The organism is Pedococcus sp. NPDC057267 (assembly GCF_042668795.1).
GTDB lineage: Bacteria > Actinomycetota > Actinomycetes > Actinomycetales > Dermatophilaceae > Pedococcus.
The window spans coordinates 37,673-61,740 of the sequence record NZ_JBHUYG010000011.1; the positions used below are offsets into that span (position 1 = coordinate 37,673).

General features: G+C 72.3%; 29 protein-coding genes. 17 read left to right on the forward strand and 12 right to left on the reverse strand.

Annotated elements, in window-relative coordinates; genetic code table 11:
* The first annotated feature begins 7 nt into the window (after nt 1-7).
* From ACFUC1_RS04480 to ACFUC1_RS04490, 3 genes are read left to right on the forward strand one after another with little or no spacing between them, the layout of a single operon-like run.
* Nucleotides 8-727, forward strand: coding sequence for a hypothetical protein (locus tag ACFUC1_RS04480; RefSeq protein ID WP_379117029.1), 720 nt, complete (start codon nt 8-10; stop codon nt 725-727).
* Nucleotides 724-1,764 carry a hypothetical protein gene (locus ACFUC1_RS04485; RefSeq protein ID WP_379117031.1) on the forward strand — a complete coding sequence of 347 codons (1,041 nt, stop codon included), beginning with the start codon at nt 724-726 and terminating at the stop codon, nt 1,762-1,764. The genes ACFUC1_RS04480 and ACFUC1_RS04485 overlap by 4 nt, the downstream gene beginning before the upstream one ends.
* Nucleotides 1,761-2,462, forward strand: coding sequence for a hypothetical protein (locus ACFUC1_RS04490; protein WP_379117033.1), 702 nt, complete (start codon nt 1,761-1,763; stop codon nt 2,460-2,462). The genes ACFUC1_RS04485 and ACFUC1_RS04490 overlap by 4 nt, the downstream gene beginning before the upstream one ends.
* Here the strand turns inward: ACFUC1_RS04490 and ACFUC1_RS04495 are convergent.
* Nucleotides 2,410-3,612 carry an NAD-dependent epimerase/dehydratase family protein gene (locus ACFUC1_RS04495; RefSeq protein ID WP_379117035.1) on the reverse strand — a complete coding sequence of 401 codons (1,203 nt, stop codon included), beginning with the start codon at nt 3,610-3,612 and terminating at the stop codon, nt 2,410-2,412. The two genes, ACFUC1_RS04490 and ACFUC1_RS04495, sit on opposite strands and share 53 nt — an antisense overlap.
* Nucleotides 3,609-5,549: a DUF362 domain-containing protein gene (locus ACFUC1_RS04500; protein ID WP_379117037.1), complete on the reverse strand. Its 1,941-nt coding sequence runs from the start codon at nt 5,547-5,549 to the stop codon at nt 3,609-3,611. The genes ACFUC1_RS04495 and ACFUC1_RS04500 overlap by 4 nt, the downstream gene beginning before the upstream one ends.
* Nucleotides 5,550-5,608: 59 nt before the next feature.
* On the opposite strand from ACFUC1_RS04500, the gene ACFUC1_RS04505 reads away from it, so the two are divergent.
* The 3 genes from ACFUC1_RS04505 (at nt 5,609) to ACFUC1_RS04515 (ending at nt 6,540) form a co-directional block, all read left to right on the forward strand.
* Nucleotides 5,609-5,857, forward strand: a complete 249-nt coding sequence (locus ACFUC1_RS04505) for a DUF2630 family protein (RefSeq protein ID WP_379117040.1) — start codon at nt 5,609-5,611, stop codon at nt 5,855-5,857.
* A gap of 128 nt (nt 5,858-5,985) precedes the next feature.
* On the forward strand, nt 5,986-6,132 hold the full coding sequence (locus ACFUC1_RS04510; RefSeq protein ID WP_379117042.1) for a hypothetical protein: 147 nt from the start codon (nt 5,986-5,988) through the stop codon (nt 6,130-6,132).
* A 63-nt stretch (nt 6,133-6,195) separates the two neighbouring features.
* A complete protein-coding gene (locus ACFUC1_RS04515) occupies nt 6,196-6,540 on the forward strand; it encodes a cupin domain-containing protein (protein ID WP_379117044.1) in 345 nt (114 codons plus the stop codon).
* Between the two features lie 52 nt (nt 6,541-6,592).
* Here ACFUC1_RS04515 and ACFUC1_RS04520 read toward each other — a convergent pair whose 3' ends face one another.
* Nucleotides 6,593-7,567 (reverse strand): sugar-binding transcriptional regulator, encoded by a 975-nt coding sequence (locus ACFUC1_RS04520; RefSeq protein ID WP_379117046.1) that lies wholly within the window; start codon nt 7,565-7,567, stop codon nt 6,593-6,595.
* 171 nt (nt 7,568-7,738) lie between these two features.
* Between ACFUC1_RS04520 and ACFUC1_RS04525 the strand changes: the two genes are divergently transcribed.
* The 4 genes from ACFUC1_RS04525 to ACFUC1_RS04540 all read left to right on the forward strand — a co-directional run bounded on the left by ACFUC1_RS04525 (nt 7,739) and on the right by ACFUC1_RS04540 (nt 12,206).
* Nucleotides 7,739-8,842: an alcohol dehydrogenase catalytic domain-containing protein gene (locus ACFUC1_RS04525; RefSeq protein WP_379117048.1), complete on the forward strand. Its 1,104-nt coding sequence runs from the start codon at nt 7,739-7,741 to the stop codon at nt 8,840-8,842.
* An 82-nt stretch (nt 8,843-8,924) separates the two neighbouring features.
* Nucleotides 8,925-10,037 (forward strand): sugar ABC transporter substrate-binding protein, encoded by a 1,113-nt coding sequence (locus ACFUC1_RS04530; protein WP_379117049.1) that lies wholly within the window; start codon nt 8,925-8,927, stop codon nt 10,035-10,037.
* Between the two features lie 37 nt (nt 10,038-10,074).
* Nucleotides 10,075-10,911 carry an ATP-binding cassette domain-containing protein gene (locus ACFUC1_RS04535; protein WP_379117051.1) on the forward strand — a complete coding sequence of 279 codons (837 nt, stop codon included), beginning with the start codon at nt 10,075-10,077 and terminating at the stop codon, nt 10,909-10,911.
* Nucleotides 10,908-12,206, forward strand: coding sequence for a sugar ABC transporter permease (locus ACFUC1_RS04540; protein WP_379117054.1), 1,299 nt, complete (start codon nt 10,908-10,910; stop codon nt 12,204-12,206). The genes ACFUC1_RS04535 and ACFUC1_RS04540 overlap by 4 nt, the downstream gene beginning before the upstream one ends.
* Nucleotides 12,207-12,305: 99 nt before the next feature.
* Here the strand turns inward: ACFUC1_RS04540 and ACFUC1_RS04545 are convergent, their stop codons facing one another.
* The 3 genes from ACFUC1_RS04545 to ACFUC1_RS04555 form a co-directional block, all read right to left on the reverse strand.
* Nucleotides 12,306-13,802: an FGGY-family carbohydrate kinase gene (locus ACFUC1_RS04545; protein WP_379117056.1), complete on the reverse strand. Its 1,497-nt coding sequence runs from the start codon at nt 13,800-13,802 to the stop codon at nt 12,306-12,308.
* Nucleotides 13,803-13,971: 169 nt separating this feature from the next.
* A complete protein-coding gene (locus ACFUC1_RS04550) occupies nt 13,972-14,154 on the reverse strand; it encodes a hypothetical protein (protein WP_379117058.1) in 183 nt (60 codons plus the stop codon).
* A 110-nt stretch (nt 14,155-14,264) separates the two neighbouring features.
* Nucleotides 14,265-14,735 carry an HIT family protein gene (locus tag ACFUC1_RS04555; protein ID WP_379117060.1) on the reverse strand — a complete coding sequence of 157 codons (471 nt, stop codon included), beginning with the start codon at nt 14,733-14,735 and terminating at the stop codon, nt 14,265-14,267.
* 69 nt (nt 14,736-14,804) lie between these two features.
* Here ACFUC1_RS04555 and ACFUC1_RS04560 point away from each other — a divergent pair, with 69 nt between their 5' ends.
* Nucleotides 14,805-15,350, forward strand: a complete 546-nt coding sequence (locus ACFUC1_RS04560) for a DUF1990 family protein (protein ID WP_379117062.1) — start codon at nt 14,805-14,807, stop codon at nt 15,348-15,350.
* A 108-nt stretch (nt 15,351-15,458) separates the two neighbouring features.
* Complete coding sequence (locus ACFUC1_RS04565) at nt 15,459-16,139, forward strand: Type 1 glutamine amidotransferase-like domain-containing protein (protein WP_379117064.1); 681 nt, start codon at nt 15,459-15,461, stop codon at nt 16,137-16,139.
* An 85-nt stretch (nt 16,140-16,224) separates the two neighbouring features.
* On the opposite strand, the gene ACFUC1_RS04570 is transcribed toward ACFUC1_RS04565, so the two are convergent.
* Nucleotides 16,225-16,419, reverse strand: a complete 195-nt coding sequence (locus ACFUC1_RS04570) for a VOC family protein (RefSeq protein WP_379117066.1) — start codon at nt 16,417-16,419, stop codon at nt 16,225-16,227.
* Between the two features lie 48 nt (nt 16,420-16,467).
* Entirely contained in the window at nt 16,468-16,689 is a 222-nt protein-coding gene (locus ACFUC1_RS04575) for a hypothetical protein (RefSeq protein WP_379117067.1), read from the reverse strand.
* A gap of 89 nt (nt 16,690-16,778) precedes the next feature.
* Between ACFUC1_RS04575 and ACFUC1_RS04580 the strand changes: the two genes are divergently transcribed.
* The gene (locus ACFUC1_RS04580; RefSeq protein ID WP_379117069.1) at nt 16,779-17,720 is read left to right on the forward strand and encodes a phosphotransferase; all 942 of its coding nucleotides are present in this window, start codon (nt 16,779-16,781) and stop codon (nt 17,718-17,720) included.
* A gap of 436 nt (nt 17,721-18,156) precedes the next feature.
* Here ACFUC1_RS04580 and ACFUC1_RS04585 read toward each other — a convergent pair whose 3' ends face one another.
* Nucleotides 18,157-18,858 carry a haloacid dehalogenase type II gene (locus ACFUC1_RS04585; RefSeq protein ID WP_379117071.1) on the reverse strand — a complete coding sequence of 234 codons (702 nt, stop codon included), beginning with the start codon at nt 18,856-18,858 and terminating at the stop codon, nt 18,157-18,159.
* The gene (locus tag ACFUC1_RS04590; RefSeq protein WP_379117073.1) at nt 18,855-19,541 is read right to left on the reverse strand and encodes a class I SAM-dependent methyltransferase; all 687 of its coding nucleotides are present in this window, start codon (nt 19,539-19,541) and stop codon (nt 18,855-18,857) included. The genes ACFUC1_RS04585 and ACFUC1_RS04590 overlap by 4 nt, the downstream gene beginning before the upstream one ends.
* Before the next feature lie 108 nt (nt 19,542-19,649).
* On the opposite strand from ACFUC1_RS04590, the gene ACFUC1_RS04595 reads away from it, so the two are divergent.
* The 3 genes from ACFUC1_RS04595 to ACFUC1_RS04605 are packed head-to-tail and all read left to right on the forward strand — an operon-like array spanning nt 19,650 to nt 21,918.
* Nucleotides 19,650-20,237 (forward strand): RNA polymerase sigma factor, encoded by a 588-nt coding sequence (locus ACFUC1_RS04595; RefSeq protein ID WP_379117075.1) that lies wholly within the window; start codon nt 19,650-19,652, stop codon nt 20,235-20,237.
* Nucleotides 20,234-20,512: an anti-sigma factor family protein gene (locus ACFUC1_RS04600; protein WP_379117078.1), complete on the forward strand. Its 279-nt coding sequence runs from the start codon at nt 20,234-20,236 to the stop codon at nt 20,510-20,512. The genes ACFUC1_RS04595 and ACFUC1_RS04600 overlap by 4 nt, the downstream gene beginning before the upstream one ends.
* Nucleotides 20,509-21,918 (forward strand): dihydrolipoyl dehydrogenase family protein, encoded by a 1,410-nt coding sequence (locus ACFUC1_RS04605; protein WP_379117080.1) that lies wholly within the window; start codon nt 20,509-20,511, stop codon nt 21,916-21,918. The genes ACFUC1_RS04600 and ACFUC1_RS04605 overlap by 4 nt, the downstream gene beginning before the upstream one ends.
* 33 nt (nt 21,919-21,951) lie before the next feature.
* On the opposite strand, the gene ACFUC1_RS04610 is transcribed toward ACFUC1_RS04605, so the two are convergent.
* Together ACFUC1_RS04610 and ACFUC1_RS04615 are read right to left on the reverse strand one after the other, a co-directional pair.
* Nucleotides 21,952-22,605 carry a CDP-alcohol phosphatidyltransferase family protein gene (locus ACFUC1_RS04610; RefSeq protein ID WP_379117082.1) on the reverse strand — a complete coding sequence of 218 codons (654 nt, stop codon included), beginning with the start codon at nt 22,603-22,605 and terminating at the stop codon, nt 21,952-21,954.
* Between the two features lie 2 nt (nt 22,606-22,607).
* Nucleotides 22,608-23,192, reverse strand: coding sequence for a TVP38/TMEM64 family protein (locus ACFUC1_RS04615; protein ID WP_379117084.1), 585 nt, complete (start codon nt 23,190-23,192; stop codon nt 22,608-22,610).
* Nucleotides 23,193-23,505: 313 nt separating this feature from the next.
* Here ACFUC1_RS04615 and ACFUC1_RS04620 point away from each other — a divergent pair.
* Nucleotides 23,506-24,068 (forward strand): hypothetical protein (locus ACFUC1_RS04620; protein ID WP_379117086.1); only part of this gene is annotated, 563 nt, incomplete at its 3' end.

Below are 24,068 nucleotides of genomic sequence, written 5' to 3' on the forward strand. Positions count from 1 at the left end.
GGTCCCCATGCCGACCAGTCGCCGCAAGGCTCCCTCCACGACCCGTTCCTCCCGCGCGGCGGGTCGCCCCGCCGAGCCCGGAGCCGCTGACCGCGCGCGGACGGCCTCGGTGGCCGACCAGGTCGTCCTCACGGGGCCACCGGGCCGGCTGCACGCGACGGTCTCGGTCGAGAACGCCGTCTCCGAGCGGGTGTCGGTGCGCGGAGCGGTGCTGCACCGGTCCGGCCAGCAGCCGGTACCGGGCCTGGCCACGGCCCTGATCTCCCCGGGCGCGACCGCCTCGGTGCCCGTGTCGGTCAGCCTCTCCCGGACGACACCCCCTGGGGAGCTGGAGGCCGAGCTGGAGGTCGGGGGCACCCGCCGGCCGGTGCGGGTCCTGGTCGAGCCCGAGCTCGACCTCCACCTGAGCCCGTCCCGCGTGCTCGCCGTGCCGGGCAGCCAGCGCCTGCCGCTCACCCTGGTCAACCACGGCAACGTCGACATCCCCCTGGCCGCCCTGACCCGGGCGCGGACCGACGACGGCGGCCCCGAGCCGGGACCCGACGTCTCCCTCACCGTGCTCGACCCGACCACCGTCGAGCCCGGTGCCGTCGTCAGCGTGGCCGCCGAGCTCACCGTGCCCGACGACCTCGATCCCACCCGGCGACACGTCGCCCGCATCCCCGTCGGGACCGCCGACCTCGAGGTCGTCGTCCTGCCCCGCACCGCAACGGAGGAGCTGTCATGAGCACCACGGCACCGGAGTACCTCACGACGCTGCGCACCGGCCTCGCCGAGGCCGTGCAGCAGTGGGCGGACCAGTCCACCTCGGCGTGGGAGCAGTGGACGCGAGCGTGGCAGCCGGTCGCCGACGCGGGCGCCGACGCCCTCGGCGTGCCGCGCCTGCAGCCCGGCTCCCCGCCCCGGGTCGTGACGGCCGCGGGCGCAGCCGCCCGCCACGACCACGGACACCACGACCACGGGCACGGCGTCCACCCGGGCCACGGGCACCACCACGACCACCACGGCTGGGAGCAGCGCGCCGGGCACCGCCACGAGGGCTGTGGCTGCGGGGAGCCCCAGGGGCACGCGGAGCCCCATGGACACGTGGAGGCGTACCGGCACGAGGGCTGCGGGTGCGCGGAGTGTCGCGGCCACGCGGAGGCCCACCGGCACGAGGGCTGCGGGTGCGGCGGCCACGGCCGTGGGTGCGCCTGCGGAGGGCGCGAGCACGCCCACGGCTGCTGTGCCGGTCCGTGCGACTGCTGCGTCCCGGAGGCGGACGTCGTCGTCCGGGCGCGGGCCGGCGAGGTCCGGGTCGTGCCGTTCCGCCTGCACAACCCGTGGCGCCGGGAGCGCGAGGTCACCCTCGAGGTCGGGCCGTGGCACGCCTGCGGGGGTGACGCGCTCGAGGTCCGGGCGCGCCTCGAGGACACCAGCCTCACGCTGGCCCCGTGCGAGGACCGCGTCGTGCGGCTGCTCGTCACCGCCACCGGTTCCAAGGCCGCCGGAGACACCACGACCGAGCACCCGGGGAAGCCGGGACAGGCCGATCCCGCCCAGGACGAGCGAGTACGTGCCGCCGGCGACGTGGGGGAGGAGGCGGTCCGTCAGGTGTCCGTCCTGCGCGGCGCCGACGTGGGCTCCTGCTCCACCGCGTATGCCGACGTGCGGTTCGAGGGGTGCGCCCGACCCCAGCGGGTGGCGCTCGTGGTGCTGCCGGCCGAGTGCGACCCGGTCGACGTCGGGTGCGGGTGCGGGTGCTGCTGCGAGGAGCACCGGTGAGCGAGCGCACGACCGGAACCGACGAGACCCTCGCGCGGATCACCGAGCTGGCCCGGCAGGCGCTGCAGGCCCAGGCGAACCTCGCCAAGCAGTCGCTCGAGCTCGGCCGCGCGACGTTGAGCGGCGACGTCGACCGGTCGAGCGCGGGCCGCGCCTACCTCGACGCGGTCAGCCGGGAGGGGGCGCGCTACTGGCGTGAGGTCGGGGCCCTCGGGCTCGACTACGCCAGCGAGCTCCTGGCCCTCGGCACGCGCAGCGCGGCCCGCGTCGTCAGCGAGGCCTCGGCGGCCGGCTCGCGGGGCACGGACCACACCCGGGCGGGGAGTGGACCCTCCTCGGGCGGGCCGCCCCCGGCCGGGAGGGCACCCGACGGCGCCCGTCGCTCGGCCGTCGTCCTGCGCGGCGTGCTCGGCCAGACAGCCCAGGCCACCGTGACGGTCGTCAACCGCCACACCCGCGCCCGCCGGGTGGAGCTGACCCCGAGCGACCTGCGCGACCCCGGGGGCGCCCTCGTGGCGGCCCGGCTGCGGGTCGACCCCGAGCACGTCACCGTGCCCGCCGGCGGGGACCACCCGGTGCGCCTCGAGGTCGACCTCGACGCCGCCGACGCCGCCGTGGGCGACCGGTACGAGGGGACGGTCGAGGTCAGCGGGGGCGACGAGGCCACGCTGGAGGTGACCGTCGAGGTCGTGGCCTGACCGCCCCAGTCCCAGGGAACGACCCGCCGGGACCGTCCGCGTGCGCACCCGTCCCGGCACCTGCGTCCACGGCCGCGTCGGCCGCGGGGTCGCCGAGGGGAGCGGGCACGAGCTCCCGCGCGGCCCGCACGTCCGCGTGCAGCCGCAGGCCCTCGCGCGCCCAGCGCGGCAGGTCGCGGCTCACCGCCAGCCACGCCAGCGAGGCGGCGACGGCCTCGCGGGCCGGCCGCGCGGCATACCCGAGCTCTCGCGCCTTGGCGCTGGAGTACCAGTAGTGGCGGCCCACGGTGCTCGCCTCGTCGCGGGTCGACAGCGGCTGCTGCTCGGTGAGGCTCGCCCACCACTCGGTGACCGCGGCGATGCCCCATGCGCTCGCGGCAGGCAGCTCGGCGAAGGGGCCCGGCAGCCCGGCCAGCTCGGAGACGAGGGTGTGCAGCGTGCGCCAGGTGACGTCCTCGCCGCCGAGCAGGTAGCGCTCGCCCGGGCCGCCCCGTTCGAGCAGGACGACGTGGCCGGCGCCGACGTCGCGGGCGTCGACCACGTTGCAGCCGCCGGGGAAGGTGCTCCGGGTCGGGTCGAGGAGGTATCGCAGGACGATGGCGTTGCTCGGCGCGAGGCGGGTGAACGGGCCGCCGAGGACGACGGTGGGCAGCGCCAGGACGACCGGTATGCCGTGCTCGCGCCCGGCCGCGAGGGCCGCCTCCTCCTGTGCCACCTTGCTCGCGTAGTAGGCGGGGGCCGGCTCGTCACCGAGACGGTCGTCCTCCGTGCGGGCGACGGGGAGCAGGCTCGAGCCGCGGGTCACGCTCGAGCTCGTCACCACGACGCGGTCCAGCCCGGCGTCGGCCGCGGCACGGACCACCGAGGTGGTGCCGTCGACGTTGACCCGCCCCACCTCGGCCGCCCGCGCCGAGCCGAACGCGTACACGGCCGCGCAGTGCACCACCGCGTCGCAGCCGATGAAGGCGCCGCGCAGGCCCTCCCGGTCCGTGAGGGCGGCGACGCGACGCGGGACCGTGCCTCCGCCGGTCACCGGCACGGGTGGTCCGGGGTCCCGCGTCACGGCGACGACCTCGTGGCCACGGGCCATCGCGGCGGCCACGACCTGCGTCCCGACGAGGCCGGTGGCACCGGTGACGGCCACCCTCATCGCGGGCCCCGCACGTGGGTGAAGCCGCGGTCGTCGACGACCGGCCCCTGCGCCGGGCCACCGTCCGGGCCGCCGTCGTGGACTGTGGTGCGGTCTGCCACCCAGTCCTTCGCGGCTGCGAGGAGCAGCTCCACCGACCGGGTGAGCAACGGCTCGCGCGGGTCCGGTGGCGGCCGGCCGATGCGGAACTCGCGTCCCTCGAAGCAGGCCTCGAGGTTGTCGAAGGTCGTGGTGAAGAACCGCCGGTACGCCTCCTCGAGCAGGGGCGTGCGCACCTCGGGCCACAGGTCGAGGTCGACCCCGGCCCATGCCGGGGGCAGGGAGAAGAGCTGGCGACCGCGCACGGTGACGCGCGTCCCACGGCCGGTCCGCCGGAAGCTGAGCAGGCCGTCGTCGTAGGTGGCGGAACCGTTGGGGCTGACCACGGTCCGCCAGGTCAGGCGGTGCTCGTCCTCGCGCCGCTCGACGAGCTCGATCTTGCCGACGTCGATGGCCCGGCCGCCCCACGCGGCGACCCAGTTCGGCTGGGGGAGGTACAGGTTGCGCTCGGCCTGCCGCGTCGCCTCGGGGTCGGCGCTGCCCGGCACGGTGACGCGCCGTCCGCCCAGGTAGTCGGCCATCAGGCTGATCCCGGCCGCCACGTCGACCCGCGCGACCCAGGCGTCGAAGCCCGCCGGCACCTCGCGGGACACCTCGAAGACGGTCGCGCCGTCGACCAGCCGCCAGCGCATCCCGTCGGCGTTGGGGCGCGTGCCGTCCAGGAGCCCCTCGAACGGTGCGAGGAACGCCGGCAGCCCGTCGTACGCCTCGCCCGGCCAGTCCGTGGGGTCGAACCCGAGCGGCACCTCGCGCCGGTCGACCGCGTCCTTGTCCGCGGCGACCGCCCAGGCCCGGGCCGAGCCCGCGACGCCGTGGGTGAGGGTGAGGAGCGACTCCAGGGCGAGCTGGCCGGCGGGGTCGTCCGCGGCCGCGACCACGGGGGTCAGCAGTCCCCGCAGGGTCGCCAGCACCGGGTCCGCCTGCTCGCCACCCTCGTCGTCGCGGCCGACGGCCGCCCTCAGCACCCGCTCGAGCCTGGGCTCGGCAGCGAGCGCGGCGGCAGCCGCCCTCAGGCGCGGGTGCGGCCCCCGGGGCTGCGCAGGCGTGGGGACCCGCCCCTCCAGCCGACCGCGCGACGGGCCCAGCCGCTCCACGGCACGGGCCACGAGGCGCGAGGCGCCGCGGTCCTGGCCGAGCAGTCCGGCGGCGCAGGTGTCCGCCAGCACCGCGTCCGTCGCGACCACGAGGACCCCGGTGTCGACGGGCACCGGCAGCCGCGCCCCGTCCACGCCGACGCACGGCGCCAGCGCGTCGACGACGACGAGCGTGGGCGGCAGGTGGGCCAGCAGGTCGACCACGACGTCCGCCGGCTCGGCCCCAGCCACCTCGAGAGCCGCGCCTAGCAGGGTCTCCAGCGACCCGGCATACCCGTCGACGAGGTCGGTGACGGCCCGCCCGACGACCACCCGCGTGCCGGCATGCGCCCACGCCGCACTGCACGGGTGGCCGGAGAGCACGGCCGTCTCGGGGACGGGTGCGGTGACGAGGTCGTCGCCGAGGTCGACCACGGCATACGGGCGGCCCTCCCCGGTGCGTCCCGTGAGGCCGGCGTCGACCGCGAGCAGCGTCGCGGACCGGTGACCCCGGTCGTGGTCGCCGACGGTCAGCCGCACGCCGACGGACACCTCGTCGCACCCGTGCCGGTGCAGCAGGTCGACCACGGCGTGGACGACCTCCGCGCCCGCCGGGGTGGGCGGGCTGACGCGGGCGAGGACCACCGCCGGGGCCACGACGTCGAGGCGCAGGCGCTCCCACGCGGCGGCCAGGCCCGCGGCACCACCGCCGCCGACCACGGTGCAGGCGGGCGGTTCCCGGCTCTCGACACCGTCCGGTGCCACGCGTCCATGAAAGCAGCGGATCCCTCGCCGGCGGAAGGCCTCGGTGCCATAGTGGGCGGGTGGCCGAGGACATCGACATCCAGCAGCGGATCAAGGGACTCATCGACGAGGAGCACTCGCTCCGGGCGCAGCTCGGCGACGGGGACATCAGCGTCGAGGAGGAGAACTCGCGCCTGCGGGCGCTCGAGGTCGAGCTCGACCAGTGCTGGGACCTGCTGCGCCAGCGCCGCGCCCGTCGCGAGTTCGGCGAGGACCCGGGGGCCGCGCAGGTGCGCGACGCGGCGACGGTGGAGAACTACCGGGCCTGAGCGCCGTGCCGCGCCGAGCGCACCCTGGCCGCGCCGCGGCGTGGCGGCTGTGACCTTCGACCCTCGAGTCCTACCGTCGACAACGGCTACCGTGAAGGTGGTCGGTACCCGAGACGAGGGGGTGCGGAATGCGCACAGCACTCGACCACCTGCACGTGCCACACCACCAGCCGCGCTGGTGGGTGGGCCACACGATGGCCGCCGTGGCCGGCGCCGTCGCGGTCCTGTATGCCGCGGCCGTGCTGCTGACGGTGCTGCTCCGCGCGGGCCTCTGAGCCCGCGGTTCGCGGCGGCGCGCAGCCCTTCCTCCATGCGGCCCGGGGGAGGACCATGGCGCCGTGAGCGAACAGACCTCGCCCTCGACGCAGGGCGTCACCGTCGAGCTCCTGGCCACCGTCGACCTCGGCCCGGAGATCGAGGGCATGGAGGGCCGGCAGCTGCGGATGCGCCTGGTGACCATGGCGCCGGGCGCCACCTTCGGCCCTGAGCACGACCACAAGGGCCGGCCCGGCACCGTCTACGTGCTCCAGGGCACCATCACCGACCACCGGGACGGCGTGGCCACCGATTACGGGCCGGGGCTGGGGTGGCCCGAGGACCGGAACACCTTGCACTGGCTGGAGAACCGGGGCACCGAGACGGCCGTCGAGGTCTCGGTCGACATCGTGACGACCCCGACCTGAAGACCTGTCCCGGCGGCGAACTGTCGTGCCGTCGTGTTCCCGCGCCCGGCGCTCAGACCTCGTCGCCTGAGAGCAGGAGCTCGGCGGTGGCCGTGTCCGTGACCAGCACCTTCACGTACCCGGCACGCACCGCCACCCGGATCGACTCGACCTTGTCGGCGCCCACTCCCACCCCGATGGTGTGCGGGATGCGGCGCAGTCCGTCGAGGGTGATCGCGATGAGACGTTCCGACCCGGGAAAGTCGATCGGCTGGCCGTCCCGGTCGTAGGGCCGCGCACAGATGTCACCGACGGCTGCCTGCATGGCCTCTTCGTGGGCCGAGATGACGCTGGGCAGTGACCATCGTCGGTGTGGCGGTGCGCCGATGCCGAGGAGAGCGGCGTCGGCGCGATCCCACAGGTTGTGCACGCGCTGCACCTGGGGGTCCTTCACGAGCACCCGGTGAAGCGACGGCGTGGGCATGGCCGGCGCATAGAGCATGACGGGGTTCCCCTGGACCTTGAAGGCGAGGGCACGGGTGATCTCGTTGGTCTGGTACTGCGGCTCCGGCTCCTCCACCCCACCGACCGTCGGGCACAGGACGACTCCCGGCATGGCGGGAAGGCTCTGCTGGGCGACGGTGTAGACGGTCGCGCCTGACGACACGATCAGGACATCACCCGCTCGAAGCTGGGCTGCAGCCAGCGCCTCAACGACCCGGGGAGCGAGCAGCACCCCGGGCTCCACCCCGCGGGCCGACGGGGTCACGTAGGCGCTGGTCAGGCCCAGCGAGGCGATGAGCCGACCCTCCAGGTCCGCAGCGGCACCGTGCTCGGGGTCCCGGACCCGGACCTCCACGATGCCCGTCTCCCGGGCTGCCGCCAGCAGCCGGCTCACCGTGGGACGGCTCGTGCCGATGCGGCGCGCGATCTCCGCCTGGGTGGCGTCCTCGAGGTAGTAGAGCCGGGCCGCCTCGTAGACCAGTCGCGACGAAAAGCGTTGGCGCGCAGGCCCGTGCTCGTTTCTCGGGGTCGAGTCCCTTCCCACTGTTGCCGCCCCCTGGTGCGTCGTCGAGCCGTGCGCTGGTGCACGGATGTTCAGCATAGTGGAAGCGGCTGAACATTTGTGCTGGACAATTGTGCAATCGCGTCTTACGGTGATGGCGGATTCGATGCCGGTTCAGGGCAGATCGGACAACCAGGCCAAAGGAGGTCACCCATGGTCGAGACCGTCGAAGCGCTCGGCAACGCGGAGGGGACGATGCAGGCGGTGGTCTGCCACGGGCCGGGTGACTACCGACTGGAGCGGCTCCCTGTCCCCACCGCCGGTCCCGGGGAGGCGCTGATCCGCGTCGAGGCCGTCGGGATCTGCGCCAGCGACCTCAAGTGCTTCCACGGCGCCGCCAAGTTCTGGGGGGATGCCACTCGGCCGGCCTGGGCGGAGACCCAGGTCGTTCCCGGGCACGAGGTGGCCGGACGCGTCGTCGCCATCTCGCCCGAGGCGCGAGAGCGCTGGCAGGTCGACGAAGGCGATCGCGTCGTCGTCGAGCAGATCGTGCCGTGCGGCGCCTGCCGGTACTGCCTCGAAGGGGCCTACCACATGTGCCAAGTGCACAACATCTACGGCTTCAAGCGCGCGACCCAGGGCGGGATGCAGGAGTACATGGTGCTGACCCGCGGCTCTCTGGTGCACCGTGTGCGCTCGGACATCCCGCCCGCCCACGCCGCATTCGCCGAACCCCTCTCGTGCGCCCTGCACGCCGTCGAGCGGGCACGCATCGGGTTCTCCGACGTCGTGGTCGTGGCCGGCTGCGGGCCGATCGGACTGGGCATGATCGCCGGTGCGGCCGCGAAGTCCCCCGCGCAAGTCATCGCCCTCGACCTCGAACCGCGCAAGCTGGAGCTCGCCGCACGCACTGGTGCCACCGTCACGATCGACATCGGCAAGCAGGACCCCGTCGCGACGGTCATGGAGCTCACAGACGGCTACGGGGCCGACGTCTACCTCGAGGGCACGGGGCACCCCTCGGCGGTCGTGCAAGGACTCTCGCTGCTGCGCAAGCTCGGGCGCTTCGTCGAATACAGCGTCTTCAAGGACGAGGTCTCCGTCGACTGGACGATCATCAGCGACGACAAGGAGCTGGACGTCCTCGGCGCGCACCTCGGCCCGAACTGTTGGCCGGCGGCCATCCGGTTGATCGAGGAGGGCCGCCTGCCCCTCGACGACATCTGCACCCACCAGCTGCCCATCAGCGAATTCGCCCACGGCCTGGACCTGGTCGCGAGCGGCTCCCAGTCGATCAAGGTCTCCCTCCTGCCCTGAGACGGGGCGTCCCGTCCACACCTCCTACGGTTCCGTCCACCCCACCCCCACCCGACCACTCATCTGAGACAAGGACCACGCCATGAAGCACCGCCGCGCCACCAAGGCCACCATCCTGCTGTCCGCCGCGCTCGTCGTGCCTCTCGCGGCATGCAGCTCGGGCAAGTCCGCCAATGCCGGTGCGTCTGGGGCGGGCAAGGGCTCCATCGAGGGCGCGAAGGTCGCCTTCCTGATGCCCGATGAGGCGTCCACCCGCTACGAGCAGCACGACGCCCCCGGCTTCAAGAGCGCACTGGGCAAGCTCTGCTCCAGCTGCAGCGTCCTCTACAACAACGCGACCGGTGACGCCTCCAAGCAGCAGCAGCAGTTCAACGCAGCCATCTCCCAGGGCGTGAAGGCCATCGTCCTGGACCCGGTCGACTCGACGGCTGCGACGTCGATGGTGGCCCGGGCCCAGGCGCGGGGTATCAAGGTCATCGCCTACGACCGGCCCATCCCCAACGCCAAGGTCGACTACTACGTGTCGTTCGACAACGAGGAGATCGGCAAGTCGATCGCACAGTCCCTGGTCAAGCACCTCAAGGACACCTCGGTGCCGACGACAAAGGGCATCCTCGAGGTCAACGGCTCCCCGACCGACGCCGCCGCGGGACTGATCAAGAAGGGCATCCACGAGGGTCTCGCGGGGAGTGGATACACGACGCTGGCGGAGTACGACACCCCCGACTGGGAACCCACGAAGGCCCAGCAGTGGGTGGCGGGGCAGGTTTCACGCTTCGGCGACAAGATCGGCGGCATCGTCGCAGCCAACGACGGCACCGGTGGTGGCTCGATCGCTGCGCTGAAGGCAGCCAACGTCAAGCCCGTTCCGCCCGTCACCGGCAACGACGCCACCACCGCCGGCTTGCAGCTCATCATCGCCGGCGACCAGTACAACACGATCTCCAAGCCCAGCGAGATCGTGGCTGGGGCGGCTGCGCAGGTGGTCGTCGACCTGGTCCAGGGCAAGAAGGTCGAGGCAGTCGGCGGAGGCAAGCTCACGACGGTCTTCAACGCACCCACCATGCTCTTCGTCCCGAAGGTGATCACCAAGGAAAACCTCAAGGCCGAGATCATCGACACGAACATCGCGAAGGCCTCCGACCTCTGCACGGGCGCCTACGCCGCCGGGTGCAAGTCCCTCGGAATCTCCTGACGCACAGCACGCTGTCGAGTCCAAGGGAGGCCTCTCCATGACAGTCACAGAAACAACGCCGACCGCTACCGGTGAGACGACGCCCGTCCTGAGCCTGCGCGGTGTGGGCAAGATGTTCGGTGCCGTGTCAGCGCTCACCGACATCGACTTGGAGGTCCACGCCGGCGAGGTGGTCGCCCTGGTGGGTGACAACGGTGCCGGGAAGTCCACGCTCGTCAAGGTGTTGTCCGGAGTGCACCAGCCCGATACGGGCGAACTGTTCTTCGACGGACGGCGCGTCTCGATCGAGTCGCCCTCGGCTGCACTGGAGCTCGGCATCGCCACGGTGTTCCAGGACCTCGCGCTGTGCGAGAACCTCGACGTGGTGGGCAACCTCTTCCTCGGCCGCGAGATGGGTCCGCTTCGCCTCAGCGAGGTGGAGATGGAGACCAGGTCGTGGGAGCTGCTCGGCGAGCTCTCGGCCCGGATCCCGAGCGTCCGGGTGCCGATCGCCTCACTGTCCGGTGGCCAAAGGCAGACGGTCGCCATCGCCCGGTCGCTGCTCGTGAACCCACGGATCGTCATGCTCGACGAGCCGACCGCGGCCCTCGGCGTTGCGCAGACGGCAGAGGTCCTCAACCTCATCGAGCGGGTGAGGGCCAGAGGCCTCGGCGTGATCATGATCAGCCACAACATGGAGGACGTGCGCGCGGTGGCCGACCGCATCGTCGTTCTGCGCCTCGGACGCAACAACGGTGTCTTCGGCCCGGAGGCCAGCAGCCATGACCTTGTCGCCGCCATCACGGGGGCGACCGACAACGTGGTCACCCGTCGCTCGGAACGGCGAGCCGCTGAAACCGGGTCGTCCATCCACTCTCCGGAGGAGCCGTCATGACGCAGGAACGATCGCCACAGTCCGCCGCCACGCCGGCGCAGCCGGCTCGCTCGGCTCCTTCTAGTGGGGCGACCCTGGACCGCCAGGACAGCCGGGTCTCGGTCGGGCAGGGTGGCGTGCGAGGTGCTGTCGGCGACTTCGGCCGACGCGTGAGGTCCGGCGACCTCGGACCCCTGCCGGTCGTCGTGGGCCTGGTAATCATCGCCGTCATCTTCCAGGCGCTGAACCCGGTCTTCCTGACCTCCACCAACCTGGTCAACCTGCTGTACGACAGCGCCGCAGTCGGCACGATCTCCCTGGGCATCGTCCTCGTGCTGATCCTGGGGGAGATCGACCTCTCGGTCGGGTCGCTGAGCGGGCTGTCCTCCGCCTTTCTCGGGGTGCTCTGGGTCAACCAAGGCTGGCCCGTGGTCCTGGCCATCGGTGCAGCCATGCTCAGCGGGGCGGTGATCGGGCTGCTCTACGGCATCGTCTTCACCCGCTTCGGGATGCCCAGCTTCGTCGTGACCCTCGCGGGGCTGCTCGCCTTCCTCGGCCTGCAGCTGCAGCTGCTCGGAAGTCAGGGGTCCATCAACCTTCCTTACGGCACTGCCCTGGTGACCTTCGGCCAGCAGCAGTTCCTGCCTCCAGTGGTGGCCTACGTCTTCGCGGTGGTGGCCGCCGGGGTCGTGTTCCTCACCGGGCTCCTCAACACCCGCGAACGACGGAAGGCCAACCTCTCGTACACGAGCACCCAGGTCCTCGTGCTCCGTGCGGTCGCCCTCTTGGTGCTCTTCCTGCTCGCTGCGTGGTACCTCAACCGTGACAACGGCGTTCCGTGGATGTTCATGCTGTTCGTCATCGCCGTCGTGGTGGCGAACTACGCCCTGACCCGGACCAGCTGGGGCAGGCACATGTTCGCGGTCGGTGGCAGTGTCGAGGCCGCCCGTCGGGCGGGTATCAACGTCAAGAGGGTGTACCTGTCGGCGTTCGTCCTGACCGGCCTGCTGGCCGCGACTGGTGGCGTCCTCAGCGCGGCCCGGTTGGCGTCCTCGAGCCAGAGTGCAGGCACGGGTGACGTCAACCTGAACGCCATCGCAGCGGCAGTCATCGGAGGAACGAGCCTGTTCGGTGGCCGCGGGTCCGCCTACTCCGCCCTGCTCGGGATCCTGGTCATCCAGTCGATCTCGAACGGCCTGACGCTCCTGAACCTCTCGTCGGCGCCACGGTTCATGATCACCGGCGGGGTTCTCGCGCTCGCCGTGCTCATCGACTCGCTGGCGCGGCGCTCGCGGGTCTCCCACGGACGAGCCTGAGAGCGGCCGAAGCGGGCCGGGCGCGGACACTCCGCGTCCGGCCCGTCCGTGTGCCCGCGCAGGGGCAAGCTCTCCGGTCCGACCACGGGCGCCGGAGCCTCAGCTCCGGAAGGCGTCCTCCTGCGTCGACGCGAGGGTGTGCACCAGGGACTTTGTCGCCGGGTAGAGGTCGCCGTACACGCGGTACAGACGGTCATAGAACTCGTGGTTCTCCTTGTTGGGCTCGACGACCGTCCCCACCGAGGCCCAGTCGGTCTCGGGCGCAACGAGTTCGGTGCCGATGGCGGCCAGGAGCGCGTCGCCGTAGCTGGCACCGACCGTCTGGGTGGGGACGACCTGTGGGCGTCCGACCACGTCACTGACGATCTGGGTCCACAGGCCACCTTGGGTGCCGCCGCCCACTGCCACGAGGCGCTCGATGGGCGTCTGCTCGCCGTCGAGAAACTCGACGATCTGTCGTATGCCGTATGCGATGCCTTCGTAGACCGCCCGGAACAGGTGTCCGCGCTCGTGCCTGAGGCTGAGGCCGGCGACGACGCCGCGCGCCCTCGGGTCGAATATCGGCGTGCGCTCACCGGCGAAGTACGGCAGCAGCACGAGGCCGTCCGATCCCGGTGGAATTGCAGCGGCCTCGGAGACGAGTTGCTCGAACGGAGCGCCGCCCGTCAGCTGTTGCACCCACGAGGTGAGGGAGCCGGACGTCGACATGCCCGCAGCGAGGGTGTACTGGCCCGGCTCGACGCCCGACGTGGTCCACAGAAGTGGGTGTGTGTGCATCGATGGCAGGACCTGCACGAAGAACATCGTCGAGCCGTACATCAGCATGAGGTCCCCCGGGTGGCGGACGCCGGCCGAGAAGGCCTCGCTCCAGGCGTCGACCGTCCCGGCGCACACGGGGACCCCCTCCGGCAGCCCCGTCTGGGCGGATGCCTCGGCGCTGACGCGCCCGACGACCTCGGCCGGCCACACCAGTCGGGGAACCTCCAAGTGCCCGACGATGCCGTCCAACCAGTCGTGCGCCCAGTCGTTGCGCTGCAGGTCGTACAGGGGGTCGTTCTGGCTGGCGGTGTGGTGGTCCAGGACGTACTCACCGGTGAGCTTCGCCACGAGGTAGGAGTTGGAGTTGAACCACCGGCGGGCGCGCCGCCAGGTGTCCGGCTCGTGCCGCTGGACCCAAGTCATCTTGGGTCCGACCGCCTGCGTGGACAGGGCCTTGCCGCACCGGTCGAGCACGTGATCGGGGCCGAGTCGGTCGGTCAGTTCCTCGATCTCCGCGGTGGCGCGCATGTCGATGCCGTAGAGGATGGCAGGCCGGACGGGAGCCAGGTCCGCGTCGCAGAGGAGGAGGCAGGGACCCACCCCGCTGACGCACATGCCCACGAGGCGGTGGCCCCCTAGGTCCGCCACGAGATCGCGGCACACGGCCACGAAGTCGGCCCACCAGACGGCCTCGGCGTCGACCTCGGCCCATCCGGGGCGCGGCAGGCTCATGGCGTGCTGTCGGACCGCGGTGCGAAGGATCGTCCCGTCGGCGGTCGTCAGCACACCCTTGGTGCTTCCGGTCCCGGTGTCCACGCCGAGCAGTACGTCTGCCATCGCCACATCCTCATCGATTCGGGCCCTGCGCCAGCCCCTCAACCCTACGGGGCCGGCTGGCCCAAGGCGCCGCTGGCGCGCTTCACGCTGTCGGCACGCAGGTCGGTGCCGCACCTGCCGGTCGGGGGCGGTGAGGGTGAGCGGGGTGAGTTGCGGAGAGGAGGACGGCTCAGTCGCGGAGGGTCGCGCCGTTGAGCTTGACCGAGTCCCACGAGCGGGCGTTGAAGACGAACCGGGGCAGGCCGTCCATGGTCACCGTGAGCGCCCCGCTGGTGTCGATCGAGTAGCCGACGGTGCGCTCCTCCTCGGGCAGGGTGCAGAAGAACTCGACCGTGCCCTCTCGATCTCCCACAGCTCCTGCGGCATCCAGCACGTCCTTTCCGGCTCGGCGCCGCCGGTCGCCAGGCGCACACGCCGACGGCACGACCCTCGGCGCCTGCTCGTACCCACTCGGGGGAGCCGCTATACAGGCTCCTCGGCGAGGTGCGTGGCGATGGCCGCGCGGAGGACGTCGTGCTGCGGCCCGAGAGCGGTGGCAGAGTCGGACCAGTGGCCCGGCGGGTACAGCCAGACGGGCTTGCGCACGAGCTCCGGCGGCTCCCAGCCGTAGCGCGGCCAGACGTGGGCGTGCAGGTACGGGTCGGTGTTCCCGAGGATCTCCAGGTTGACCCGGCGGAACTCGGGATCGATGTCGCCGCAGGCACGCTCGACCGCCTTGCCGAGGCGCGCCATCGAGTCGAGGAACTCCAGCCGGCGCCCGCGGGGGAGGTCGGACAGCCGCTGGACCTGCGGGTCGTCGGTCAGCAGGACGCAGTACCCCGGGAGCCACTGCACGTCGCCCACGACTGCGAAGCCACCCGGCATACGCCGCAGCACCGTCGGGTTCTCCCCGCGCAGTGCCGCGCCGATGCGGTCCGCGCGCCAGTCGTCCATGCGGCGAACGCTCTCACACCCGGCGCCCACGCCGGGGCGCCGGAGGCTGTCTCGGCGGCGCAGCCCACAATGGGCCATGGTCACCAGCCCGATCCCACCCCGCCGCCTCGAGGAGCTCCGGGCCGCGCCCCTGACGTATGCCGCCGTGGGGGCCAGCGGCTCGGCGTCGCCGCCGGCCGGCTACCGGGCCGTGCGGGAGGAGCGCGTCCTGGAGCGGCCGGACCTCGACGGGCGGCCGAGGACCTGCTGGCCTGGCGGGTGCACCAGCGGGCCGGCCTACGCGTCGCAGCCTCGGGTCCCGCGGTTCCCGGCGCGGTGGTCGACATGCGCCTGGGGCCGGGGCCGCTGTCCGTCCGGATCCCGTGCCGCGTCGTGTCCGTGGTGGACGAGCCGGACCGGGGCGGCTTCGCCTACGGGACGCTGCCCGGGCACCCGGAGTCCGGGGAGGAGCTGTTCCTGCTGCACAGCGGTGCCGACGGCCGAATCACCTTCACCATCACCGCGTTCTCGCGGCCGGCGACCGCCTTGGCCCGTCTGGGCGGACCCCTCGGAACCCTGGTGCAGGACGTGATGACCCGGCGCTACCTCGCCGCCCTCGACCGCGTCGCGAGGTGACCGCCCGCGACGATGACCGATGACTCCCGGCCGGTCGACCGGTCAGAATGACCACCGCGTCGTCCCGACCGCAGGGGGCCACGCACCACGAGCAGGAGGGGAAGCGTCGTGAAGCTGTTGCTGACGTCCGGGGGTGTCACCAACCCGACCATCCGGGAACGGCTGGTCAGCCTCCTCGGCAAGCCCGTCGAGGAGTCCACCGCGCTGTGCATCCCGAGCGCCGAGTGGGGCCACCCGTGGTGCACGCCGCAGTCCGCCTGGCGCTTCGTGTCCGGGTTGGCCCCGGGCGGCGAGCCGTCGTCACCGATGGTCAACCTGGGCTGGAGGTCGGTCGGGCTCCTCGAGCTCACCGCGCTGCCCAGCATCGGCCGAGAGCGCTGGGAATGCTGGGTCCGCGAGGCGGATGTGCTCCTGGTCGACGGCGGTGACGCGACGTACCTGTGCCACTGGCTGCGCGAGTCGGGGCTCGCCGAGCTGTTCCCGTCGCTGGACGACACTGTCTGGGTCGGCGTGAGCGCCGGCAGCATGGTGATGACGCCCCGCATCGGTGAGGACTTCGTCTCCTGGAGCGGGACCACCGACGGCGACCGGACCCTCGGCCTCGTCGACTTCTCGATCTTCCCGCACCTGAACCATCCCGACATGGCCTGGAACACCTTGGCCAACGCCGAGAAGTGGGCCGCCGAGGTCGGCGGTCCCGCGTACGCCATCGACGAGCAGACCGCCGTCGCCGTCGTCGACGGCGCTGTGGAGGTCGTCTCCGAGGGCACCTGGAAGGCGTTCCCCTGACCGGCGGCGCCGCCCCGAGGGGCTTTGCCGACGCCCCGCTCTCGGTGCGGACGCCCTCGTGTGCGGGCGGCTCAGGTGGTGCGGCTCAGGTGGTGCGCGGCTCGGCGTCCTGGACGACCTGGACCAGGTGTCCGTCGGGGTCCGCGGCCCAGGCGATGAGGAGTCGTCCGAGCCAGGGCTCCGGCGCCTTCACCGCCGTCGCGCCCAGCTCCAGCAGCTGCGCGTATGCCGCGGGGGTGTCGTCCGTCCACAGGATCACGGCGGCGCGCTGGCCCTGCACGACCGGATCCAGTCCGTGGTCGTCCCTCGTCGAGGTCTCGCTCGCCCGTCAGTCGGCGCGCCGCGCCGTGAGGTAGAGCGGCAGGAATACGACCACCACCAGCAGGCACAGGGTCGCCCACACCTCGGGCCGGTCCACCGTCAGGCCGCCGAGGGTGGCGACCACCGGCCGCCTCAGCCGGGCGCGCGACCGGGCGTCCTGGAGCACCCAGAGGCTGGCGGCGGTGACGGCCACCGCCACGAGGAGGCCACCCAGCAGCGACGAACCCACCTCCCCAGTATCCGCCCGGCCCGAGGCTGCCGGACCGGCCGCGTGAAAGTCGAGGGACACCGGTGGCTGCCGGCCGCGAGGATGCCGCCATGACCATGCACGCCGACCAGCTCCACGTCGACGCCCCGACGGTCCGCCGCCTCGTCCATGCACAGTTCCCCCACTGGCGCGGCCTGCCGGTGGTCGAGCTGCGCACCCCGGCGACCGTGAACGCGATCTTCCGGATCGGCGAGGACCTCACTGCTCGGTTCCCGCTCGTCGGGGACGACCCGGTGCAGGTCAGGGCTGCCCTGCAGGCCGAGGCCGAGGCCGCCCGGGAGCTGTCGGGCACCTCCTGCGTGCCCGTCCCCGAGCCGGTGGCGATCGGTGCGCCGGGGCCGGGCTACCCGCTGCCGTGGAGCGTCCAGACCTGGCTGCCCGGCCACGACGGGACCGTCGAGGACCCCGCAGGCTCGGACGCGTTCGCCCTCGACCTCGCTCGGCTCATCGCCGCACTCCGCGCCCAGGACACCCGGGGGCGACGCTTCTCCGGGAGCGGCCGCGGTGGGCACCTCCCGGACCACGACCCGTGGCTCGAGACCTGCTTCCGGCACAGCGAGGACGTCCTCGACGTGCGGCTGCTCCGTGAGGTCTGGACCCAGCTGCGGACGCTGCCCGTGGTCGACCCCGACGCGATGTGCCACGGGGACCTCATCCCGCCCAACGTCCTCGTCGATGGTGGCCGCCTGGTCGGAGTCCTGGACGGCGGCGGGTACGGTCCGGCCGACCCGGCGCTCGACCTGGTGTCCGCCTGGCACCTGCTCGACGTGCCCCGCCGCGAGCTCCTGCGTGACGCGCTCGGCTGCGGCGACGTCCAGTGGGCGCGGGGCATGGCCTGGGCGTTCCAGCAGGCGATGGGACTGGTCTGGTACTACCGCGACACGAACCCGACGATGAGCCGCTGGGGCAGGCGCACCCTGGACCGCATCGTCGACGCGTGGCCCCTGGACACGACGAAGGCCCTCCCCGCTGGTGCGGTGGAGGGCCTCTGACCTGCTGTCATGCGTGGTCGGGGTGACAGGATTTGAACCTGCGACCTCTTCGTCCCGAAGCAGGCTCACGTGCGGGAGAATGCGGGCGCTGAGCACGAAATCGGTCCGTGGCTGTGCAGGGCTGACCACCGGTCTGCGTGGCGATTGTTACTCAGTTTGTCACTCAGCCGGGGACGGACGTCGCCACAGGGTCCGGTCCCGCCAAGACGCGAACGCTTGGCGTTCCGATTTTCAGACATAGACGTAAGTGCAGGTGAGCAGCCCTTCTCGATGTCGCGTGCGACATCTCGTGCAACATCTCGCCAGTTGGCCCACCTGCATTTGGACTCCCACCGAGCGCCATCACTGGGCTCCTATGTGTGTGGCCGCGGCTCGAGACGCGACGCCCCGGAGCGGTCAGGAGACCGTAGGACGGTCGTGCTCGGTGGGGCTGCCCTCACGGGGTGTTGATGCGTTGAGTGAGGTGAACTAATGACCTCACTTGCACGTCCGGGGCGGCGAAGTAGGTCGGGTACGGTCCACCGGACCGGTTCACGTAGGCCGTCTGCAGCCCGGCCTGATGGGCCCCGTGGACGTCCCACGGATGGACCGCCACGAGCATTGCTTCGCCCGCTCGAACGCCGCAGACGCGGAGCGCGTACTCGTACGCAGCCCGGGCGGGCTTCCAGGCGGGGGCGTCCTGGACGGACAGGAGCCGTTCGAAGTAGGCGGTGATGCCGTTGCGGTCGAACAGTCCTTGGGCGACCTGGGTGGAGCCGTTGCTGAGGGTGACCAGGCGGATGCCGTGGGCGGCGAGTGCTTGTACGCCGGGTACGACGTCGTCGTGAACGGGCAGGGAGGTGAACGCGCCCATGATGCGCTCCACCGCGGCGTCGACGCCGTCGACGCCGTGGGCGGTCAGCATCGAGGCGAGGGACGTGGCGGCCAGGTCGGCGAAGTCGGGGTTGTCATGGGTGACGGTCAGGGCGAAACCGTCCCGCAGCAGGGACGCGAACCACGTGGCTGCCAACCCCGCCGGGGCACCGACCGCTTCGAAATGAGCCGGCATGCCGCTCATGTCGGACAGCGTCTCGTTCACGTCGAACACGATGAGCTTCGGTCGCTGCCACGACCCGTCCACCTTCGGAGTGTCGGTCACGCGGAACTTCCTTCCCTGTCGTGGTGAGTGGTGCGAGGGCGCCCGGGCACGGTGCCTGCCCAGACTTGCACGTGACCGCCCCACGCGTCGCGGTGAGTGATGTCGACGCAGTCGGCAGTCAGGGCTTGCCAGGGGTGGGCGTTGATGTCGGATCCGCCCAGGGTGGTGGCCAGACGGGCCAGGGGGGTCAGCAGCCGGCCCGGACCGGTGGGCGTGGGCGTGGTCATGTCGACGACGGCGATGCGCGCACCGGGTTTCGCCAGTGTCAGTGCCTGCTCCCACGCGTGGCGCCAGGGCCGCATCAGGGACAGGGAGTACGTGAAGATGACTGCGTCGGCGCCGCGCTGCAGGGCGGCTTCGTCGGTTCGAAGCCGGCTGATGGTGCGGGCGTCGGCCCGGTGGAGGTGGAACTGGCAGTTGGTGGTGCGCTCCAGCGTGCGGGCCTTGCGGCGGGCCGCTGCCAGCATGTGGGCGCTGGAGTCCACGCCCACGACGTGGCCGTGCCCGACGCCGGCGGACAGCATTGGGAAGTTCAGGCCGGTCCCGCACCCCACATCAACGACGGTGTCCCCGGGACGGAGCCGTAGCAGGGGCATGGCGGGGCGCCGGCCCACCCGGTAGACGGGCCACTCGGCGGACAGCAGGTCGTACATCGGCGCAACGGCGCTGTACCTGCTCCACATGACCGCCACCGTCCTTCCAAGGCCCACGTGTCGCCACTCGAGGGGCGCGTTCTGCTTGTCTGTTGGGGCGGCCGCGCGTATCGCGGCTGTGCTGGGAACACTGTGAGCATGTCACCGGGTTCCCACGGTGTGCCCGAACCGACCCATGACGTGGAGGCCAGAGCCGCCGCCGTGGCGTTCCGCCAGTACGTCGAGCCCGAGCTCGAGGTGCTCTTGCGTGTCGCGCAGTCCCTGACCGGGAACACGGCCGACGCGGAGGACCTGGTGCAGGAGACGCTCATCCGGGCGTACAAGGCCGTCGCCAGGTTCGATGGGCGGCACCCGCGGGCGTGGCTGCTGACCATCCTGCGACGCACGCACATGAACATGCACCGCCGGCAACGCCCAGAGGTCGTCGCCGACTGGGACGCCCTGAGCAACACGCGGCCCGCGTTCGGCGCAGCCGAGCATCCCAGCGCCGAGGACGAGGTCGTCGACCAGTCGTTGCACCACGAGCTGGTGAAGGCCCTGACCGCGCTGGACCCCCGGTTCCGGGAGGCGTTGTGGCTCGTGGACGTCAACGACCTCACCTACGCCGACGCCGCCGCCGTGCTGGGGGTGCCCGTCGGAACCGTCATGTCCCGCCTGAGCCGGGCCCGCGACCGGGTCCGTCGCCAGGTCGGTCCCACCGCCCTGACCGCCGGGAGGCTTCGATGATCAGCACGATGCGCACGATGATCACGTGCCACTGGAGCGCCCGACGCATCCAGCGCTACCTGGACGCCGACCCCGCGGCACCGCTGACCCCTGGGGAGGTGTCCCGGCTGGAGTCGCACCTGGCCACGTGTGAGAAGTGCTCGCAGGTGGCGGCCGAGCACCGCACCTTGCACCGCGCCCTGTCCGCACTGCCGGGACGGCCCATGCCGGACCCAGCCGCCGTGCTCCGGCTGCGCGGCTTCGTCGACCAGCTCGTCGCCGAGGAGCAGCGGTGAACCCACCGGACCTGCTCGTCATCGGTGGGGGCACCGCCGGCATCGTGGCCGCCAAGACTGCCGCCCGGTTGGGCGCGGACGTGCTCCTGGTGGAGCGGGACGAGCCCGGTGGTGACTGCCTGTGGACCGGGTGCGTCCCGTCCAAGGCCCTGCTGGCCGCGGCAGACGCTGCCGCGACCGTTCGGGACGCGAACCGGTTCGGTGTCGCCGCCACCGTCACTGGCGTCGACTTCACGTCGGTCATGGGTCGCGTCAGGCACGCCATCGCGCAAATCTCCCCGACCGACTCACCGGACGCGTTGCGCGCCGCTGGTGTCGAGGTCAGGAAGGGCACGGCCCGGTTCACCGGCCCCACGACCGTGGACGTGGACGGTGATCAGCTCCGGTTCTCTCGCGCTGTCATCGCCACCGGCGCCACCCCGGCGGTGCCGAACGTGCCCGGCCTGACCGATGCGGCCCCGCTGACCAGCGACACCATCTGGGCCCTGACGGAGCTGCCGACGCGCTTGGCAATCCTCGGGGGTGGCGGCATCGGGTGCGAGCTCGGGCAGGCGTTCGCCCGCCTGGGCGCCGAGGTCACCATTGTCGAGGGTGCCGACCGACTGCTGCCCCGGGAGGACCCCCGCGCCGCTGACGTGGTGGCGGCCGCGCTGGCCGCCGACGGGGTCAAGGTCGTCACCGGCAGCACCGTCACCCAGGTGAGCGGCACCGGTGGAGGCGGCGGCGCTCTGCACATGGGCGACGGTTCCCGCGTCGAGTTCGACCAGCTGCTCGTGGCCGTGGGGCGGCATCCGAACACCGCATCCTTGGCGCTGCCCGCAGCTGGTGTGCAGACCGACGGTCGCGGCTTCATCACCGTGGATGCCAGGTTGCGGACGTCGAACGCGCGCGTCTGGGCTGCCGGGGACCTCACCGGGCACCCGCAGTTCACCCACGTTGCCGGCGTCCATGGCAGCGTTGCAGCGTCCAATGCCGTCTTGGGGCTGCGGCGGAAGGTGTCGATGACGGCGGTGCCGCGCGTCACGTTCACCACCCCGGAGGTTGCGGCGGTCGGGGTTGGGACCGGGTCCCCACCGCGCGGCCTGCAGGTGCTGCACTGGGGCAACGAGCACGTGGACCGTGCCGTCACCGAAGGCGCCACCGACGGGTTCACCCGGGTCGTGACCGACCACCGCGGCCGCATCCTGGGCGCCACCGTCGTCGGGCCCCGCGCCGGTGAGGTGCTCGCCGAGCTGACGCTGGCTGTGACCCGTGGCCTGAGGGCACGCGACCTTGCCGGGGTCACTCACCCGTACCCCACGTACGGGGACGGCCCGTGGAACGCGGCCATCGGTGATGTGCAGGCTCGGCTGACCCGGCCGCCTGCCGCCGCGGTCATCGGGGTGTTGCGCCGCTGGCGCCGTTGAGCCGTCACGCAAACGACCGCCCAACATGCTGGGTCAGCTCAGAGCCCGGTACCCGGTGACGATGCGCTGGGTGGCGCTGAGCGCGACCACGACCGCCCACACCGCTGCGACGGTGGACGCGGAGCCCGGGAACAACAGCCACACACTGTGCACGACGATGGTCTCTCCGCCCTCGGCCAGGCCACCCAGGAAGCTCAGCGACCGCCCGTCGTCGATGCGCCGGCCGGTGCGTTCGGCGATGGAGGAGAACGCCAGGAACGCCGTACCGTTCACGTAGTACGCCAGCAGGACGAACAGGAACGGCAGCCACGACTGCCCGGACCCGTGCCAGACGCCGACGGCGACACCGGTGACGGTGGCTCCGTACACGACGAAGTCGGCGGTGATGTCGAGGAATCCGCCGGCGTGCGACCCCTCACGTCCCGACACTGGGGCGCTGCCAGGGTCGGGGGCGTGCCGGGTGCGGCGGCGGGCCAAGGGGCCGTCCAGGCCGTCGCAGGCTCGCGACAGCCACCACAGCAGCAGGGCGAGCACCCAGAGTTGCCCGGCGGCGGCAGCAGCGCTGCCCAGACCCAGCAGCAGGCCGGCCATGGTCAAGCGGTCCGGGGTCAGCAGCGGGACGTCAAGGCGGGCCGCCACCGCGGACAGTGGACGGTCCAGCCGCCTTCGCAGCCCGGTGTCGAACATGCTCACTCCTGCCGTGAAGGGCCGGTGTCGGCGGGCGGGGCTGCTGGCGTCGGTTCGGCGGTGCGCAGCCTGCGAGCGGCCGCGCCTGCGCCTGCGGTGAGCGCGACCAGGGCGCTGCCCGCCAGCACCACCGTGCCAGGCCGGGTCAACCCATACGCGCCCACAGCGACGTACACCACCGTCCCGGGCAGGATGCCGACCGCAGTTCCGAGCACGAAGTCACGCCGGCGGACGGGCGACATGCCGCTGACGTAGTTCACGGCCGTGAACGGAGCGACAGGCACCAACCGCGCGATGAGCACGGACGCCAGCCCGTGCCGGTGCAGGACCCCGAGCACCCGGTCGCGGTGTCGGCCCACCACCCACGATAGGGCGCCTGGGTCGACCGCCCGTGCCACCGCGAACGCAGCCACCGCCCCCAGCATCGCGGCCAGCCAGACCAGTGCCGTGCCGGGACCGAACCCGAACAGGGCGCCCGCACCCACGGACAGCACGTTCTTGGGCACGGGCAGCAGCGTCACCGCCGCGTAGGCCGCGACGAACACGACCGGGGCGACAGCTCCCGCGTGCGCCACTCGTGCACGCACGGCCGCCAGGTCCAGCGCCCCAGTCCTCCACAGTGCCAGGGTTGCCGCTGCCAGGACCGCGAACAGGGCGACGGCAGCCCAGTGCCGGGCCGGTCGCCTCCCCGAACCACCGGCCGAGGGTCGCGGCGCAGACGGGACCTGCTGGGGTGGCTGCAATGGAGGAGGTCCTGTCGTCGGTGAGGTGGGCGCGGACCCCGGGAACCACCGGGGGCCACGCGATCGGCTGCACGTAGGGAAGTCCTTGAGGGCGCCATCGTGTTCCCGAGTCGCCCACCCGGACCCGGTCCGGCCCCGACCTGCGATGGACGACACCATGACGCGACCGACCGACCACCCCCGCTCGGCTTCCCGGCTGCGACGCCTGCGCGGGTGGGCTGCGCCCGCGGTGCTGGCCGTCGCGTTGAGCGCCTGCGCGGCCCCCAGCGCGTCCTCCTCAGGGTCGAGCTCGAGCCCCAAGTCGTGGCAGCAGGTCGCGGCCGACGCCCGCGGGCAGAGCGTGGCGTTGTGGATGTGGGGCGGCGACCCGCAGGGCAACCGGTACGTCGACACGGTCCTGGCGCCGGCGGCAGCCAAACTCGGTGTCACCCTGCGCCGGGTACCCGTCGCGGACACCCGCGACGCGTTGAACCGAGTCCTGGCCGAACGGCAGGCCGGCACCACCGACGGCTCCGTCGACCTGGTTTGGGTGAACGGGGACAACTTCGCCACCGGCGCCCAAGCCGGCGCGTGGTTGTGTGGTTGGGCGCAGGACCTGCCGAACATGAAGTACACCAACCCGGACGACCCGCTCCTGACCCGCGACTTCGGCACACCGGTCCGCGGGTGCGAGGCACCGTGGCACAAGGCCCAGTTCTCCCTGGTGTACAACTCCGCCAC

Coding starts and splice junctions, on each gene's coding strand:
- ACFUC1_RS04480 (WP_379117029.1), top strand. CDS start 8: ATGCCGACCAGTCGCCGCAAGGCTCCCTCCACGACCCGTTCCTCCCGC.
- ACFUC1_RS04485 (WP_379117031.1), top strand. CDS start 724: ATGAGCACCACGGCACCGGAGTACCTCACGACGCTGCGCACCGGCCTC.
- ACFUC1_RS04495 (WP_379117035.1), bottom strand. CDS start 3,612: ATGAGGGTGGCCGTCACCGGTGCCACCGGCCTCGTCGGGACGCAGGTC.
- ACFUC1_RS04510 (WP_379117042.1), top strand. CDS start 5,986: ATGCGCACAGCACTCGACCACCTGCACGTGCCACACCACCAGCCGCGC.
- ACFUC1_RS04525 (WP_379117048.1), top strand. CDS start 7,739: ATGGTCGAGACCGTCGAAGCGCTCGGCAACGCGGAGGGGACGATGCAG.
- ACFUC1_RS04530 (WP_379117049.1), top strand. CDS start 8,925: ATGAAGCACCGCCGCGCCACCAAGGCCACCATCCTGCTGTCCGCCGCG.
- ACFUC1_RS04535 (WP_379117051.1), top strand. CDS start 10,075: ATGACAGTCACAGAAACAACGCCGACCGCTACCGGTGAGACGACGCCC.
- ACFUC1_RS04540 (WP_379117054.1), top strand. CDS start 10,908: ATGACGCAGGAACGATCGCCACAGTCCGCCGCCACGCCGGCGCAGCCG.
- ACFUC1_RS04545 (WP_379117056.1), bottom strand. CDS start 13,802: ATGGCAGACGTACTGCTCGGCGTGGACACCGGGACCGGAAGCACCAAG.
- ACFUC1_RS04555 (WP_379117060.1), bottom strand. CDS start 14,735: ATGGACGACTGGCGCGCGGACCGCATCGGCGCGGCACTGCGCGGGGAG.
- ACFUC1_RS04560 (WP_379117062.1), top strand. CDS start 14,805: ATGGGCCATGGTCACCAGCCCGATCCCACCCCGCCGCCTCGAGGAGCT.
- ACFUC1_RS04580 (WP_379117069.1), top strand. CDS start 16,779: ATGACCATGCACGCCGACCAGCTCCACGTCGACGCCCCGACGGTCCGC.
- ACFUC1_RS04590 (WP_379117073.1), bottom strand. CDS start 19,541: ATGTGGAGCAGGTACAGCGCCGTTGCGCCGATGTACGACCTGCTGTCC.
- ACFUC1_RS04595 (WP_379117075.1), top strand. CDS start 19,650: ATGTCACCGGGTTCCCACGGTGTGCCCGAACCGACCCATGACGTGGAG.
- ACFUC1_RS04600 (WP_379117078.1), top strand. CDS start 20,234: ATGATCAGCACGATGCGCACGATGATCACGTGCCACTGGAGCGCCCGA.
- ACFUC1_RS04610 (WP_379117082.1), bottom strand. CDS start 22,605: ATGTTCGACACCGGGCTGCGAAGGCGGCTGGACCGTCCACTGTCCGCG.